Below are 16,690 nucleotides of genomic sequence, written 5' to 3'. Positions count from 1 at the left end.
GGCGGGTCAGGTCCAGCAGAAACGCATCGGGGTTATTTGTCGTAGTGGCCAGTTTGGTGCCATCTCCACGCGTCAGCGATCATCGTGTGCAGGTCGGACCGCTTGGGCCTCCACCCCAGTTCAGTCTCGGCGCGAAACGATCCCGATACAAGGCTTGCCGCATCCCCGCCGCGGCGGGGTCCCTCGTGAAACGGTACCTCCCGGTTGGTCACCGCGCGCGAGCTTGCAATCACCTCCCGAACAGAAAACCCACGGCCCGAGCCCAGGTTGAACACGCGGTTGGGCTTGCCCTCCATCAGCCAGGACAGGCCCAGCACATGCGCGTCCACCAGATCGGACACATGCGCGTAATCACGCACGCAAGTGCCGTCGGGTGTGTGGTAATCCGTGCCATAAACCGTCAGCGCATCGCGCTTGCCGTCGATCGCATCCAGCGTCAGCGGGATCAGATGCGTCTCGGGGCGGTGAAATTCTCCGACCTCGCCATCCGGATCGGCGCCCGCCACGTTGAAATAACGAAAGATCACGTGGTTCAGGCCGTGGCTTTCCCCGAAATTGCCAAGGATCTGTTCGATGGCCAGCTTGCTGGCGCCATAGGCGTTCAAAGGCTCTTGCCGCGTGGTTTCGTCCAGCGTGACGCCGTCATGGTCCCCATAGGTCGCACAGGTCGAAGAGAAGACAAACTTCAGGCACCCGGTGGCCACAGTCGCCTCGATCAGGTTCAGCGCACCGCCGACGTTGATCCGCCAGTACCGGCCCGGATCGCCCATCGCTTCACCCACCAGGGACAGGGCTGCGAAATGCATCACCGCGACGGGCTGGTATTTGGCAAACACCTCGTCGACCCGCGCGCGATCCATCAGGTCGCCCTCTTCAAGCGGTCCGAACTTGACGGCCTCCCGCCAGCCTGTCGCGAAATTGTCGAATGTCACGGGGGTAAACCCGGCAGCTTTCAGCGCCTTGCAGGCATGGGATCCGATATACCCCGCGCCCCCCGTCACCAACACATGCTGCGCCATGACGTCCGGTTCCGTTACTGGCTGGCCTTATCCATGGCGACAACCTCATGCAGGTATCGCGACAGGTCATCACGCAGATCTTCCCGCGCAAGACCGAAAGAAACCGTCGCCTGCAAAAACCCTGATTTAGAGCCGCAGTCAAAACGCTGACCCCGGAATCGCAGACCGTAAACGCCACGTTTGGGTTTTCCGATCTCCTGTGCGATGGCGTCGGTCAACTGTATCTCCCCACCGGCACCGGACTTGATCTTGTTCAGGTTCGACAGAACCGACGGGGTCAGAATGTACCGGCCGATCACCGCCAGGTTCGACGGCGCCTCTTCAGGCTTGGGCTTTTCGACCATGGACTTGACCTTGACGACCGACCCCATGTCTTCTTCAACGTCCAAGATACCATAGGCCGAGGTGCGTTCCGGCGGCACTTCCATCGCGGCGACCATGCAGCCGCCGGTTTCCTGATAGGCTTCGACCATCTGCTGCAGGCACGGTTTTTCCGCCGCGATCACGTCATCGGGCAACATGACGGCAAAAGGTTCATCGGCAATCAGACGACGCGCGCACCAGACCGCATGGCCCAGGCCCAGCGCCTTGTGCTGACGGATATAGGCGATCGCCCCGCTTTCCATATTGGTGGATTTCAGGGTCTCAAGAAGCGCATCCTTGCCCTTCTTGCGCAGTTCCTGTTCCAGCTGGGGGGCATGGTCGAAATAGTCTTCCAAAGCGCCTTTGCCGCGCGAGGTGACGAAGATGAACTCTTTGATCCCTGCCGCGCGCGCCTCGTCGATGGCGTATTGCACCAGCGGCCGATCCACCAATGTCATGATTTCCTTGGGCACCGATTTCGTCGCTGGCAAGAACCGTGTTCCCATGCCCGCCACCGGGAAAATCGCCTTGGTCACCTTCTTACGCATTCTGCCTCGCTCGCATGTGCTTCGCCACGCTGTTGCTGTCCGTGCCAGCTATTTTGCTGCCCATCACTTAACCAAGAAGCGCTGGGCGCGTCCATGACTACGCTCAAATTATTAACGGTTTCACCAAAATTGATGAAATTTACTGGTTTTTCGCCCAAAGCGTCGCTTCACGTTTGATCCGCTTGCTAAACCGCCAGAACGATAGCCAACGATCCGACCGCAGGCTTTTACCGAAAAGGCCACCTGTCTGCAGCCAATACCCAGGCATTTCATAGCGGCGTCTGTGAAACAGAGTTGTCGGCGAGAACGTATAAACGCAGGGAATTTTCCCCGATCTTGCGGCCTCGTCGGCTTGGGCTTGCAGGCGCTTTTTCGACCAGCTTCGACCCGCCAATGTGATGATTGGTTTTTCCGGGTCAGACGGGAAAGGCCTGAATGGGTCCGAAGCCCCTTCCAACGGCCCCAAAGCAGAGGCGGGACGCGCAAGCCCCTCTTCATATCCGCGGCGCAAACCACCCATGATCCGGCGCACGTCGCGCGGCTCTAGGCGGCCGTCGATCATGTATTGCACCAACCGCCGACGTTCTGCCTTGAGAATATCGGCCCAGCGCTCGTCCACATGTACCTCTGGACAATGGCGCGACAGGAACACGGCCCAGCTTGCCCCAAGTTGATGCAGGTCGCGGGGAACACGGTCAGCGCGCCGCGTCGCATTTTCGGCAAAGCCGTGATGCACCACGGCAAGGGGCAAAATCGCAGTGGCCGCGCCTGCCTGAGCAAGGCGCAGGTTCACATCGGTTTCGTCGAGGAAATAATGGTAATTCGGGTCAAATCCGCCCAGCTGCGCCAGAACTGATCGGCGAATGGCCATATTGGTGCCTTCCGTCTTGATCGCCCGGCCCGGTGACGGGGTCAGCACCAATGCTGTGTCCTCGGAAATCTCAATCGGGCGGATTTGACCGGCAAGATCCACGGAATGTGCCGCCCATTGCCACGAGATCCCGTTGCGCCCGCGCACAAAACCGCCAGCGGCGCTGACGGACGGGTCCTGAAACGGAGCTGCAAGGTGGCGCAGCCAGCCGGGTTCGGGCACCGCGTCATCGTCGATAAAGGCCACGATATCGCCCGCCGCGGCTTCGACCCCCAGATTGCGCGCGACCGAGATATTGGGTTCATCAAACGCAATCGTTTTGACATCCCCCGCCCCCGGCCAGCGCCACACGGCCTCCAGCCCTTGCGGATCGGCCACGACGATCACCTCGAACGGGGCATAGCGCAGTTGCGCAATTCCGGTCAGGCATCGGATCAGGGCCGCAGGGCGGCCTCTGCTGACCACGATGATGCTGACCGGAACTGCGGTCATTCAAGCCCCATCTCGACCATCATGGCTTCGATCTTGGGCACATCCTCGGGGTTGTTCAGCTCCCAGAACTGGCGGCCGCGGGCTTCGACCTCGACACAAAGAACCTTGCGCCCGTTTTCCATGAAGCGCAGCTGTTCCAGCCCCTCCAGTTGCTCAAGCGGGCCAACGGGCCATCCCGGATAGGCCGCCAGTGCATCGGGGCGATAGGCATAGACACCCACATGGTGGAAAACCGGCGTGGGATCGGCTTCAGCATAATGCGACGCCGTGAACGGCACGACTTCTTTCGAGAAATACATCGCGTGGTGATCGCGGTCGAATACGGCCGTTGTACCCCCCACGCGTCCCGCTTTCCTGTCGGCCAGCAGACCATTCAGCGCCGCGCCGTCACAGCGCAGAACGGGGGTTGCGATCTCGGCCTCCGGCGCGTTTTGCAGACCGCTTACTAGCCCCTCGACGAACCAATGGGGGGTCAGGGGCGCGTCGCCCTGCAAGTTGACTACGATCTCGAACCCGCCGCCCAGCGCTGCATGCGCCTCAGCACAGCGTTCGGTACCGTTCGCACAGGTTTCCGAGGTCATCACAACCTCGGCCCCGAAGCCGTCGCAGGCGTCGCGGATACGTTCATCATCTGTGGCAACCACCACGCGGTCGGCCCCGCTCACGGCGATGGCTGCGCGCCAGGACCGTTCAATCAGGCTGCGCGCCTGACCGGAAGACCCTGTCAGATTGACCAGAGGTTTGCCCGGATACCGGGTAGAGGCGAAACGGGCCGGAATGACGATCAGAACAGACATCACGCACCTTTCAGGGTTACGTTAGGGGCGAAAGCGATGAAGAACGGGTTTTCAAACCCATCCTTGCCATATGTCAGCGGGCTGTGATCATCGAACCGCACAACCTGACCGCCAGCCCCGGCCAGAACCGCATGTCCTGCCGCGGTGTCCCACTCCATCGTGCGGCCAAGCCGGGGGTACAAATCGGCCTCTCCGGTCGCGACCAGACAGAACTTCAGCGAAGACCCGGCGCTGGTCATGTCGCGAACGTCATATTTCGCGATATAGTCGTCGGTCGCTTGATCGCGGTGCGATTTGCTCGCCACCACCATCAGCGCCCCATTGTCCGGCGTACTGACCGAGATCGCCTTGGTCTCTCCCGGCCTGCCAGGATCGAAGGGGCCGGTTTCCTCGACCGTCTGGCCATCGGCGGTCGTATAGAACATCCGCTTGCGCGCAGGCGCATAGACCACACCGCGCGTAGGCACTCCTGCTTCGACCAAAGCGATATTCACGGTGAAATCACCGCGCCGGTTGACGAACTCCTTGGTGCCGTCCAGCGGATCGACAATCAGGAAGGTATCGCCGGACTGGGCATGAGAATCCGCCTGCTCCTCGGTGACCAGCATCAGATCAGGAAACGCCTCCCTCAGACCGGCGGAAATCAGGGCATCGGCCGCTTCATCCGCCGCAGTCACAGGGCTTTCATCGGATTTCGTCTTCACCTCGAAATCATCAGCGTCATAGATCTCCATTATCACATCACCTGCCTCGATCGCGAGGCGGCGCAAAACGGGGATGAGGGATTCATATGACACTTGGAAAACTCCGTTTTCGCTTCGATTGATCTGACATCATGATGCACTTATGCTGACCCCATAACGGAACAGCAAGAATTCCGTCATATTTTGAGGCAGTCCTAATAGGATCCGCAGAACATGTTTGAACAGGTACGGCGCCGAAGCCGTCTGAGCGCTGGGCTTGGCATGGCCGAAGTGGTCTATCACTCGGTCGTTCGCGACGTGCGCAAACAGCACGGCAACGCCTTCCTGGCGATCCTCGTGAATATGCTGCAGATCATCATTTTCGTCGCTGTCTTCTATGTCATGTTCGAACTTCTGGGTCTGCGCACGGCAGCGGGCGCGATCCGTGGTGATTTCCTGATCTATCTGCTGTCCGGCATCTTCCTTTACATCACCAACATCAAGACGCTGGGCGCGGTAATGGGTGCGGCGGGGTCGACCAGCGCAATGATGCTGCACGCACCGATGAACACCATCGTGGCCATTGCAGCGGCCGCCTTTGGCGCCCTTTACACTCAGGTTCTGACATTGGTTGTGATCCTTTTCGGATACCACGTCATCATCAGCCCGGTGACAATCGACGATCCGGGCGGCGCTTTCATGATGTTCCTCTTGGCCTGGTTCTCCGGTATCGCCATTGGGCTGCTGCTTCTGGCGTTCAAGCCCTGGTTTCCGACCGCCGCGATGATCATCGCAACCATCTACAAACGCGCCAACATGATTGCATCCGGCAAGATGTTCGTGGCCAACAGCCTGCCTGGCTTTATGCTTGCCATGTTCGACTGGAACCCGCTGTTCCACATCATCGACCAAACCCGTGGCTATGCCTTTGTCAATTACTTCCCGCGCAACACGAATTGGGAATACCCGCTGATCGTGTCCTGCTGTTTCATCGTGCTGGGGCTGATGGGCGAATTCTTCACCCGCCGCCACGAATCCCGCAGTTGGGAGGCGCGCCGGTAAACCCGGTCACTCCACCACTCGCAGCGTCAGGTTGATGCGCCCGCCCTTGGGCAACAGGCTGGACGATTTGAACCGGATCCTGTCCACCCCGTGGTAGGTCAGCCGTGCCTCGCCCCCCATGACCACCACATCCCCCGATCCCAGCCAGATCGATTCCGTCTTCCCACCGCGCGTGGGATTGCCTATCCGGAACAACGCGTCATCCCCCAAAGAGATCGACAGAACCGGCCAGGAGAAGTCGGCCTCGTCCTTGTCCTGATGCAGACCCATCCGCGCATCTTCACCGTAATAGTTGATCAGACAGCAATCCGGCATCCGCTGATCGCTGACCAGGTCGCGCCAGACGTGAAGAATCTGGTCGGGAATGGCAGGCCAGGGCTGCCCGCCCGGATGCCGGTCGACATAGCGATACCCGCGCCTGTCCGAAAACCAGCCCAGCCGCCCGGCCGAACTCATCCTCACCCGCATGGGCTTGCCATAGGGCGTATCGGGCCGGTAAAGCGGCGCCGCTTTCAGCAAATCGCGCAAGGCATCAACCATCTGCTTTTGCGCAGATGCGTCCAGAAAGCCTTTGTGGATGTGAAAACCGCATAGCTTCAGCACCATCCGCGCCTTAATCCTTTCCAAGCAAAACCCAAAAAATACCCCGAAGATTCCCGAAAACACACGCTTCAGAACGGTTGCAGGGTCGCATTACCGTCCTTATATACGCCGGGACGCGCAAGGGGCACGCCCCACGCGCCATTCACTTTCGGGGCAGGGATGCCGGAACGGGTCCGGGCCTCGGGTAATCGCCTTGAATAGATAAGGGATGAACAACATGGCCAAAGTCATCGGTATCGACCTTGGAACCACAAACAGCTGCGTTGCCATCATGGACGGCTCTCAGCCCAAGGTTATCGAAAACTCCGAAGGGGCGCGCACCACGCCCTCGATCGTCGCCTTCACAGATGATGAGCGTCTGGTCGGACAGCCTGCAAAACGCCAGGCGGTGACAAACGCAGATAACACGATTTTCGGCGTCAAACGCCTGATCGGCCGCCGGTTCGACGATGCGGACCTGGCGAAAGACAAGAAAAACCTGCCCTTCGCTGTGATCGACGGCGGCAATGGCGACGCCTGGGTCGAGGCCAAGGGCGAGAAATACTCCCCCAGCCAGATCTCCGCGTTCATTCTGGGCAAGATGAAAGAAACCGCCGAAAGCTATCTGGGTGAGGAAGTGACCCAGGCAGTCATCACGGTTCCCGCCTATTTCAACGACGCCCAGCGTCAGGCCACCAAAGACGCAGGCAAGATCGCCGGTCTGGAAGTGCTGCGGATCATCAACGAACCGACAGCCGCCGCCCTGGCCTATGGTCTGGACAAGGAAAACACCCACACCATCGCGGTCTATGACCTTGGTGGCGGTACCTTTGACGTGACCATCCTGGAAATCGACGATGGCCTGTTCGAGGTGAAATCCACCAACGGGGACACGTTCCTGGGTGGTGAAGACTTCGACATGCGCATCGTGAACTACCTTGCTGAGGAGTTCAAAAAGGAACACAGCGTCGATCTGACCAAAGACAAGATGGCCCTGCAGCGTCTGAAAGAAGCTGCCGAAAAGGCCAAGATCGAACTGTCTTCCTCCAGCCAGACCGAAATCAACCAGCCCTTCATCTCGATGGGGTCGGACGGTCAGCCGCTGCACATGGTCATGAAACTGACCCGCGCCAAGCTGGAAAGCCTGGTGGGCGACCTGATCAAATCCTCCCTGAAACCCTGCCAGGCCGCGCTGAAAGACGCCGGTCTCTCGGCCAGCGACATTGACGAGGTTGTTCTGGTCGGCGGTATGACCCGCATGCCCAAAGTCGTTGAGGAAGTGACCAAGTTCTTCGGGAAAGAGCCGCACAAAGGCGTGAACCCCGACGAGGTTGTCGCCATGGGCGCCGCCATCCAGGCCGGTGTTCTGCAAGGCGACGTCAAGGACGTGGTCCTGCTGGACGTTACCCCGCTTTCGCTGGGCATCGAAACGCTGGGTGGCGTGTTCACCCGTCTGATCGACCGCAATACGACGATCCCGACCAAGAAGTCGCAGATCTTCTCGACCGCCGAAGACAACCAGAACGCTGTGACGATCCGGGTCTTCCAGGGCGAACGCGAAATGGCCGCCGACAACAAGATCCTGGGCCAGTTCAACCTGGAAAACATCCCGCCCGCACCGCGCGGCATGCCCCAGATCGAGGTGACCTTCGACATCGACGCCAACGGCATCGTGTCCGTGTCGGCCAAGGACAAGGGTACCGGCAAGGAACAGAAGATCACGATCCAGGCTTCGGGTGGCCTCAGCGATGAGGACATCGAAAAAATGGTCAAGGACGCCGAGGAGAATGCCGAAGCGGACAAGGCCCGTCGCGAGCTGATCGAAGCCAAGAACCAGGCCGAATCCCTCATCCATTCGACCGAAAAGTCGATGGAAGAGCATGGCGACAAAGTGGATCCCACCACGATCGAGGCCATCGAACTGGCGATCTCGGCGCTCAAAGACGATCTGGAGAAAGAAGACACCGGCGCAGACAAGATCCGCGCAGGTATCCAGAACGTGACCGAAGCCGCGATGAAGCTGGGCGAGGCGATCTATAAGGCCAGCCAGGAAGAGGACGACGGTGAACCCGCCGCCGCGGATCAGGCGCATGACGACGATATCGTCGACGCCGAATTCGAAGACCTGGATGATGACAAACGTGCGTAAGGCGTAAAGCCGGAGCGCAATCAGGGCCGGTCCGGCATCCGGGCCGGCCCGATTTGTTCCGGTGAGAGGGGCAATACGATGTCAAAACGCGATTATTACGACGTTCTGGGAATATCCAAAGGCGCATCCGCCGAAGAGATCAAGAAAGCCTATCGCACAAAGGCGAAAGAGCTTCACCCCGACCGCAACGCGGACAATCCCGATGCAGAGGCGCAGTTCAAAGAAGCGAACGAAGCCTATGAAGTTCTGAAAGACGCGGACAAGAAGGCGGCCTATGACCGCTTCGGCCACGCTGCCTTCGAAGGCGGCATGGGCGGCGGCGGGCGGCCCGGCGGTGGCTTTGGCGGCGGGCAGGGCGATTTTACCAGCGCCTTCTCGGACGTGTTCGACGATCTGTTCGGCGATTTCATGGGGGGCCGTGGCGGAGCCGGCGGACGCCAGCGCGCCGCGCGCGGATCCGACCTTCGGTACAACCTGCGCGTCACATTGGAAGAGGCGTATTCAGGCCTGCAGAAAACCATCAAGGTGCCCACGCTTACCGCCTGTGGGTCTTGCGCTGGCAGCGGCTCCGAAGGTTCGTCCGAACCGACCTCCTGCCCCACCTGTTCGGGCATGGGCAAAGTCCGCGCGCAGCAGGGCTTCTTCACGGTTGAACGGACCTGCCCGACTTGTTCCGGCATGGGCCAGATCATCAAGAACCCTTGCAAGACCTGCGGCGGTGCCGGCCGGGTCGAAAAAGAACGCGCCTTGAACGTCAACATCCCCGCCGGTGTCGAAACCGGCACCCGCATCCGCCTTGCCGGCGAAGGCGAGGCAGGGATGCGCGGCGGCCCTCCGGGCGATCTTTACATCTTTGTCGAGGTGACCCAGCACGAGCTGTTCGAACGCGACGGCTCCAGCCTGTTCTGCCGCGTGCCGGTCAGCATGGCAAAAGCCGCGCTGGGCGGGTCGATCGAAGTGCCCACCATCGATGGTGGCCGCGCCCGTGTGCAAATCCCCGGCGGCAGCCAGTCAGGCCGTCAGATGCGCCTGCGTTCCAAGGGCATGCCCGCCCTGCGCGGCGGCCCGCAGGGCGACATGTTCATCGAACTGGCGGTGGAAACCCCGGTCAATCTGACCTCGCGCCAGAAAGAGCTTTTGGAGGAATTCGAGAAGCTCAGCGAAGACAACAACCCGGAAAGCAAAAGTTTCTTTTCCAGCGTGAAGTCTTTTTGGGACGGGATGAAGGGCTGACGCCCCCAGCGACGCCCCGGGCCTGACCCGGGGCCTCTGCCCGCCTCTGGACGTTGCCCTATGCCACGGCGCATCATGCGCTCCATGACGATCCTTGGGCAATCCGAACGAACCACCCTGCGCCGGCTGTGCCCCACAGATTTGGACGCCTTCCTGGCCTATCGCGGCGATCCGATCGTGGCGCTTTATCAAAGCTGGGCACCCATGTCGCGCGAGACCGCCCTTGGGTTTCTTGCCGCCTGCGAAACTGCGCCGCTTTTCGCGCCGGGCGAATGGTGCCAGATCGCGATTGCGAATGCCGAGAATACGCTGATTGGCGATATGGGCCTGTTCCTCTCTGACGACAGCGCCCATGCCGAACTGGGCATCACCCTCGCCCGACCGCATTGGGGGCAAGGCCATGCCATATCCGCCATGACTATGGCCATTGATCTGGTCTGGGCGCAAAGCCCCGCACGCGCGATCCGTGCCTGGGGCGATCAGCGCAACACGCGCTCCATTGCCTTGATGCAGCGCCTTGGCATGACCCATCTGGGCACCGAAACCTCCAACATCGTGGAAGAGGCATTTATCCTGCACCGACCAAAGGGGCGTTAACCGGTTTTTCACCATCCGCGGGCACTCTGCCGCGCATGACCCGACACTCCGCCTTCGAAGAAGCCCCGCAAACCCTGTTCGACCTGGACGAGGCTGTTCCCCTTCCCCTGCCGAAGGGCCAGAAACTCCCCTCCTACATCGCCGATCACCGCAAACGCCTGCGCGCCCGGTTTCGGGAGGGTGGCGCGCAAGCCCTGCCGGATTACGAACTGTTGGAACTTGTCCTCTTCCGCGCCATCCCCCGACAGGACGTGAAGCCGCTGGCCCGTGACCTGATCGACTGCTTCGGCGATTTCAACCGGGTCATCACTGCGTCGGACCCCCAGTTGAAAGAGGTGAAGGGCGTGGGCGAGGCCGTGATCACAGAACTCAAGCTCATCGAAGCCGCCGCACAGCGGCTGGCCCGCGCACGGGTGCTGCAGCGCCATGTCATCTCAAGCTGGGATGCGGTGCTGGATTACTGCCACACCACCATGGCCCACCGCGACACCGAACAGTTTCGTGTGCTGTTCCTAGACCGCAAGAACACCCTGATCGCGGATGAGGAACAGGCCAAAGGCACCGTGGATCACGTGCCCGTCTATCCGCGTGAGATCGCCAAACGCGCGCTTGAGCTGAACGCATCCGCCCTGATCCTGGTGCACAACCACCCGTCAGGCGATCCGACACCCAGCCAATCGGATATCGACATGACCACACAGGTTCAGCGCGCGTGTCAGGCGCTGGATCTGACCCTGCATGACCACCTGATTATTGGAAAAGAACGGGAACTGAGCTTTCGCGCACAGGGGTATTTGTAAGCGGAATTACTTCACCCAGACCTCAACCCGGCGATTGACCTGTCGGCCCCAGGCGCTGTCATCGCAGGCCATGGGCATCGCCTCTCCATAGGCTTCGATCTTCAACTCTACCCGGCCCGGCGTCACCGCCTCTGCCGCGGCGGTGACCGCATCGCGCACCGCCGTGGCCCGTCGGCGGGCAATCTCCAGATTGGCGGGGGCAGGCCCTTCGCCGTCGGAAAAGCCGACAAAACTCAGGCTGCGCGCGTCGTAAACCCCGGCTTCAATGGCGCGGGCCAATTGCTCCACATTCGACCGTGACTGCGCATCCAACCGCGTTGACCCGGTTTCGAACCGGAAGGACGTGGTCAGCCGCGTCATCGGCCGCAATGTAGACACCATACGCTGAATTTCATCCAGCGTGACCTCTTCCCCGGCCGAGGAAATCGCATTGGCGAACCGATCCCCCTGACGATTGATCGGGATTTCTTCGGGCGCCTGATCCACGAAACCCACGCGCCTGATCACGATCTGCGCGGCCGGTCCCCGGAGATAGCCCAGGAATTCCCGCGCCAGCTTCGGCAGGCGCCTTGCCGGCATGTACAGAAACATGGGCGAGGTCAGCGGATAATCCTCTGTCTTGATCGTGCGCCGCGTCGCCTCCAGCGTGAAGCCGCAACTGCCCGTCAATGTCAGCATCCGGGCGTTCCCCACCTCGGCAAAGCTGACAAGGCCCAGGCCGAACGGATCGGTGGTAACCGCACGTGACAAAGCGCTGCTGACGCGGTGGCGCACCACATCGTCAGGCAACACAGCGCCCACGGGGCGCAAAAGCCGGTCTTCCACCGCTTGCGCCAGACCCGATCCGGCATCCGGCAGATGCAGGGTAATGGGTGCGTCCGGCCCGCCCAGATCGGCCCAGTTCGTGATTTTCCCCGAAAAGGCCGCCGCCAGATCGGGCATGGAAATCGCCTTGACCGGATTGCCCGGCGATACGATCGGCACCATTGCGTCCAGCGCCAGAACACGGCTGCGATTGCGGTCGGTCATGTCGCCCATGCCCGCTTCGCGTGCGCGGGTGCGTTCTTCGGGACGGATTTCGCGCAGGGCCAGCACGATATCGGCCTCATCGGCCAGGAGATCGGCGAACCCCTCATCCGTCGTGGTCACCCGGAAGCCGAACCGCGCCAGTGTCTTCTGCGTCTGCCCGTCGCTCAGGAAGAAATCCACATGGGTTTCGTCCAGATTGCTGCGGCGCACGCGGTACCCGTTGCGCAGGGCAAACCCCTCCAGCAGCGCGGGCATCAGAACCTCGGCCATGGTCGAGGATCCGGAGAAATCCACCTCAGCCACGAAATCCAGAAGATTGGGGCAACCCGGCCCTTCGCAGGTCACGCCCGACCCGTCGACGGTCAATTCGCCATAGACCGTGTCGACACGGTAAAACTCACCGTCAAAGCCCAGAAGAGTGCCGGTGATTTCGACACCGCCATCGCGTGACGTCAGCGTCACGTCCTGCGCTGTCGCGGCCAGCGGCGTGATCAAAAGAAGAAGTGCGGCGAAAATCGCCGCACCTTTGGAACCCAGCATGAGGCCTCGAACGGTCGCGGATCAGTTGGCCGCGATTTTCAGGTCATCCACCAGATTATTCAACACCAGAAAGTCACCAATCGACGAACATTCCGGCACGGCAAGCGTCAGATATTGCGTGCGCAGGGTGCCATCGGATTTCACCTCAAGCGATTGCGCCTCGATATCCTGGCCGCAGTTCTGTGCGGTCACTTCCGCCTCGACGCTCAGCGCGATATCGCCGCTGCGCGAGGCCGTGCCGGTCGGGAAGGTGTAAACTTCAACAACACGGGGGGCCAAAGCCACGTTATCGCCCAATCGGGTCATGAACCCGCCCTGGCCCAGCGCGGCCGCGGTCACTTCGCGTGCGGCACCCGACCAGACATGGCCATCGCTGCCATATTCGGCGCCATATTCACGCGCGTGCAGTTCAAATCCCATGTCACCGGCCCATTGCAGAACGACCCGGTCATAGAACATCAGCGACGGCACGTCGGCAGTGGCCACGGCCCCTTCGCCATTTGCGAATTCAACGATCAGAACGGCGGTTTCCGACAAGGCAGGCACCAGCGTGCTCATTGCGCCGGTGTCATCGGTCGCAGCCGTGAACATCATACCGTTGTGGTGAACCACAACCCGTTCACCCGGCAGACAAGGCGCGGTCACGTCCAGCTTCACCATCGCACCTGCATCAACGGTCGCCACGGCATCGATGCCGCAGGTGACTTGGGGCGCTTCGGGTTCAGATGGCATGCCCGGCAGGGTGGTATCGGCCAGTGCAGCGGTCTGCACCTCTTTCGCGATCTCTGCTTCGGGTTCTGATTTCGGATCGGCGGGTGCCACGATCTCGGTCATGGCCGCGGCCTCAGCGGGCTTCGGCTCAACCAGTTCGGCATTTTGCTGCGGCTCGTTTCGAACCGGGAAGGCGGGTTCGCTCAGCGGTTTGAAATCCGCCCGTGCAACGGGTTCGATCGGCGCGGCGGCTGTTCCGGTATCGGAGGCCGCATTCTGCATGAAAAAACCAATGCCGATGGCACACAGAAGCGTGCCGCCAATTGTGATGATGCGTGTTTTATTCATTGCTCGTTACCCCTGAACGCACCTCGGAAGGCGTCTGGTTGCGCGCAGCGTCGCAAACAATCAGGGCAATGCTGTGGCACCCATCGGGAACCATCATGGCAAAAGTCGGGCACCCCTTAGACGAGGCGCCCGTGGCAATGTTTGAACTTCTTGCCGGAACCGCAGGGACATTTCTCGTTCCGGCCAGGGCTGCCCCAGGTGGACGGGTCGTCTTCGACAAATCCGGGCGCGGCCTCTCCGGGCTGGACTTCGGGCTCGGGCTCGGGCGCGGGTGGTTGCAGGCTGGCCTGTTGCGCGGCCATCTGCGCCATGATCTCGCGCTGTTGTTCTTCGGTCAGCGGCTGGATACGTGACAAATCGCGGGTCACATCCTGGCGCAGGCTGTCCAGCAGGTTTTCGAACAGCTGGAAGGATTCGTTCTTGTATTCGTTCAGCGGATCGCGCTGCGCATAGCCACGGAACCCGACGACCGACCGCAGATGCTCAAGCGTCAGAAGATGCTCGCGCCACTTGGTGTCGATAGTGTTCAGCAGAACCTGTTTTTCGATATTGCGCATGGTGTCGGGGCCGAAATCGACGGCCTTTTTCGCCATCATTTCATCGCTGGCCTTGGTCAGGCGTTCGATGATGTGTTCATCATCGACACCTTCCTCATTGGCCCAGTCCACCACCGGCACATCCAGCGACAGCTGTTCTTTCACCGCCTCGTGCAGACCTTCGGTATCCCACTGATCGGCATATGTGTTTGGCGGCAGATAGGTTGTCACCAGATCGTCGATCACCTGATGACGCATATCGGTCGAGATTTCCGAGACATCATCCGCCGCCATGATCTCGCGGCGCTGGTTGAAGATCAGCTTCCGCTGGTCGTTCATCACGTCATCGAATTTCAGGATCTGCTTGCGCATGTCAAAGTTGCGGCCTTCGACCTTCGCCTGCGCGCGTTCCAGCGATTTGTTCACCCAGGGGTGAATGATCGCCTCGCCTTCTTTCATGCCCAGCGTCTTCAGCACCTTGTCCAGCCGTTCCGACCCGAAAATGCGCATAAGGTCATCTTCCAGCGACAGGTAAAACGCCGTGCGGCCAGGATCGCCCTGACGGCCCGACCGGCCGCGCAGCTGGTTGTCGATCCGGCGGCTTTCATGCCGTTCGGATGCCAGAACATAAAGCCCGCCCGCCTCGATAACCTTCTGCTTTTCTTCGGCGTGACGTGCCTCTTCTTCGGCGCGCAGCTGTTCGGGATCGGCTTCGGGGTTTTCGGCCAGCGCCTGCAGCACTTTCAGCTCAACATTGCCGCCCAACTGAATGTCGGTGCCGCGGCCTGCCATGTTGGTCGCGATCGTCACCGCGCCCAACTTGCCGGCTTCGGCGATGATCTGCGCCTCTTGCTCGTGCTGGCGTGCGTTCAGAACGTTATGCGCGATCCCGGCCTGGGTCAGAAGCTGGCTGAGCTGTTCCGACTTCTCGATTGACGTGGTGCCAACCAGAACCGGCTGACCCTTTTCATTCGCCTTTTTGATCTCGTCGATCATGGCGTTGTATTTCTCGCGGACGCTGGAATAAACCTTGTCGTCTTCATCCACCCGCGCGATGGGCTTGTGCGTCGGCACTTCGACAACGCCCAGACCATAGATTTCCTGGAATTCCTCGGCCTCGGTCGCGGCGGTACCGGTCATGCCCGACAGCTTGTCATACAGCCGGAAGTAGTTCTGGAAAGTGACACTGGCCAACGTCACGTTTTCAGGCTGGATCGACACGCCTTCCTTGGCCTCAATCGCCTGATGCAACCCATCGGACAGGCGGCGTCCCGGCATCATCCGGCCGGTGAATTCGTCAATCAGCACGACGTTGCCGTCGCGCACGATGTAATCCTTGTCCTTCTGGAACAGCTTCTGCGCCCGGAGCGCCTGGTTCACATGGTGAACGATTGTGGTGCTTTCGGGGTCATAAAGGCTCTGACCTTCGTCCAGCAGACCGGCCTCGTGCAGTTTCTCTTCAAGAAACTCGTTGCCTTCATCGGTGAAGTTCACCGCGCGCTGCTTTTCGTCGATCTCGTAATGATCGTCCTGAATGCTTGGGATCAGGTCATTGATGGTGATGTAAAGATCACTGCGATCCTGCGACGGCCCCGAGATGATCAGCGGCGTCCGCGCTTCGTCAATCAGGATCGAGTCGACCTCGTCCACGATGGCAAAGCTGTGGTGCTTCTGAAACAGCTGCGACAGCTCGGATTTCATATTGTCGCGCAGGTAATCAAAGCCGAATTCATTGTTCGTGCCGTAAACGATATCGCTGGAATAGGCCTCCAGCTTTTCCTCGTTCGGCATGTTCGAATAGATGCAGCCGGTCCTCATGCCCAGCGCGGAAAACACCTTGCCCATCCATTCGCTGTCACGCTTGGCCAGGTATTCGTTCACCGTCACGACATGCACGCTCTCGCCCGACAGCGCGTTCAGATAGGCCGGGAATGTGGCCACAAGGGTCTTGCCCTCACCCGTCTTCATCTCGGCGATATTGCCCTGATGCAGGAAGATGCCGCCCATCAGCTGCGTGTCGAAGGCGCGCAGGCCCAAGGTCCGGCGCGCGGCCTCCCGGCAGTTGGCGAAGGCTTCCTGCAACAGGTCGTCCAGGCTTTCGCCCCCGGCAAACCGATCGCGCAGCTCTTGTGTTTTGCTGATCAGCGCGTCGTCGCTCAGCGCCTCGAATTCCGGCTCAAGGGCGTTGATGCTCTCGACCAGAGGGCGTGTCGCCTTGATCTTGCGATCATTGGGTGTGCCAAACACCTTTTTGGCGATTGTTCCGAGTCCCAGCATGCTCTCTCCGACGGATCTGACCTAATCGTGCTTGGGCCCATCTTGCCGCCCCC

Annotated in this window: 14 protein-coding genes; 5 read left to right on the top strand and 9 right to left on the bottom strand. The window is 60.5% G+C overall.

The genetic code is table 11. The features are described 5' to 3' along the window. Nucleotides 1-32 precede the first annotated feature (32 nt). From galE to cysQ, 5 genes are all read right to left on the bottom strand, one after another. Nucleotides 33-1,019, bottom strand: coding sequence for a UDP-glucose 4-epimerase GalE (galE, locus tag TR61_RS05795; protein WP_050928952.1), 987 nt, complete (start codon nucleotides 1,017-1,019; stop codon nucleotides 33-35). 14 nt (nucleotides 1,020-1,033) lie between these two features. After that, nucleotides 1,034-1,930, bottom strand: coding sequence for a UTP--glucose-1-phosphate uridylyltransferase GalU (gene galU / locus TR61_RS05790; RefSeq protein ID WP_050928951.1), 897 nt, complete (start codon nucleotides 1,928-1,930; stop codon nucleotides 1,034-1,036). Nucleotides 1,931-2,069: 139 nt separating this feature from the next. Next, nucleotides 2,070-3,293 carry a glycosyltransferase family 2 protein gene (locus TR61_RS05785; protein WP_050928950.1) on the bottom strand — a complete coding sequence of 408 codons (1,224 nt, stop codon included), beginning with the start codon at nucleotides 3,291-3,293 and terminating at the stop codon, nucleotides 2,070-2,072. Then, the gene (locus tag TR61_RS05780) at nucleotides 3,290-4,090 is read right to left on the bottom strand and encodes a 3-deoxy-manno-octulosonate cytidylyltransferase (protein ID WP_050928949.1); all 801 of its coding nucleotides are present in this window, start codon (nucleotides 4,088-4,090) and stop codon (nucleotides 3,290-3,292) included. The genes TR61_RS05785 and TR61_RS05780 overlap by 4 nt, the downstream gene beginning before the upstream one ends. Further along, nucleotides 4,090-4,887 (bottom strand): 3'(2'),5'-bisphosphate nucleotidase CysQ, encoded by a 798-nt coding sequence (gene cysQ, locus TR61_RS05775; protein ID WP_050928948.1) that lies wholly within the window; start codon nucleotides 4,885-4,887, stop codon nucleotides 4,090-4,092. The genes TR61_RS05780 and cysQ overlap by 1 nt, the downstream gene beginning before the upstream one ends. A 120-nt stretch (nucleotides 4,888-5,007) precedes the next feature. Between cysQ and TR61_RS05770 the strand changes: the two genes are divergently transcribed. After that, entirely contained in the window at nucleotides 5,008-5,835 is an 828-nt protein-coding gene (locus tag TR61_RS05770; RefSeq protein WP_050928947.1) for an ABC transporter permease, read from the top strand. 6 nt (nucleotides 5,836-5,841) lie between these two features. Here TR61_RS05770 and TR61_RS05765 read toward each other — a convergent pair whose 3' ends face one another. Continuing rightward, nucleotides 5,842-6,441: an alpha-ketoglutarate-dependent dioxygenase AlkB family protein gene (locus TR61_RS05765; RefSeq protein WP_050928946.1), complete on the bottom strand. Its 600-nt coding sequence runs from the start codon at nucleotides 6,439-6,441 to the stop codon at nucleotides 5,842-5,844. Nucleotides 6,442-6,655: 214 nt separating this feature from the next. On the opposite strand from TR61_RS05765, the gene dnaK reads away from it, so the two are divergent. The 4 genes from dnaK (at nucleotide 6,656) to radC (ending at nucleotide 11,196) form a co-directional block, all read left to right on the top strand. Then, nucleotides 6,656-8,566 (top strand): molecular chaperone DnaK, encoded by a 1,911-nt coding sequence (gene dnaK, locus TR61_RS05760; RefSeq protein WP_050928975.1) that lies wholly within the window; start codon nucleotides 6,656-6,658, stop codon nucleotides 8,564-8,566. 78 nt (nucleotides 8,567-8,644) lie between these two features. Beyond that, nucleotides 8,645-9,799 carry a molecular chaperone DnaJ gene (gene dnaJ, locus TR61_RS05755; RefSeq protein WP_050928945.1) on the top strand — a complete coding sequence of 385 codons (1,155 nt, stop codon included), beginning with the start codon at nucleotides 8,645-8,647 and terminating at the stop codon, nucleotides 9,797-9,799. Nucleotides 9,800-9,859: 60 nt separating this feature from the next. After that, complete coding sequence (locus tag TR61_RS05750) at nucleotides 9,860-10,396, top strand: GNAT family N-acetyltransferase (protein WP_082181854.1); 537 nt, start codon at nucleotides 9,860-9,862, stop codon at nucleotides 10,394-10,396. A gap of 35 nt (nucleotides 10,397-10,431) precedes the next feature. Continuing rightward, a complete protein-coding gene (gene radC / locus TR61_RS05745) occupies nucleotides 10,432-11,196 on the top strand; it encodes a RadC family protein (RefSeq protein ID WP_050928943.1) in 765 nt (254 codons plus the stop codon). A gap of 6 nt (nucleotides 11,197-11,202) precedes the next feature. Here the strand turns inward: radC and TR61_RS05740 are convergent, their stop codons facing one another. The 3 genes from TR61_RS05740 to secA all read right to left on the bottom strand — a co-directional run bounded on the left by TR61_RS05740 (nucleotide 11,203) and on the right by secA (nucleotide 16,637). Further along, nucleotides 11,203-12,765 carry a phosphate ABC transporter substrate-binding/OmpA family protein gene (locus TR61_RS05740; protein WP_050928942.1) on the bottom strand — a complete coding sequence of 521 codons (1,563 nt, stop codon included), beginning with the start codon at nucleotides 12,763-12,765 and terminating at the stop codon, nucleotides 11,203-11,205. Between the two features lie 21 nt (nucleotides 12,766-12,786). After that, complete coding sequence (locus TR61_RS05735) at nucleotides 12,787-13,824, bottom strand: hypothetical protein (protein WP_050928941.1); 1,038 nt, start codon at nucleotides 13,822-13,824, stop codon at nucleotides 12,787-12,789. A 116-nt stretch (nucleotides 13,825-13,940) separates the two neighbouring features. After that, entirely contained in the window at nucleotides 13,941-16,637 is a 2,697-nt protein-coding gene (secA, locus tag TR61_RS05730; RefSeq protein ID WP_050928940.1) for a preprotein translocase subunit SecA, read from the bottom strand. Nucleotides 16,638-16,690: the final 53 nt, after the last annotated feature.

The organism is Aestuariivita boseongensis, assembly GCF_001262635.1.
In the GTDB taxonomy this organism is placed as follows: Bacteria; Pseudomonadota; Alphaproteobacteria; order Rhodobacterales; family Rhodobacteraceae; genus Aestuariivita; species Aestuariivita boseongensis.
This window is presented reverse-complemented; position numbering and strand designations above follow the sequence as displayed.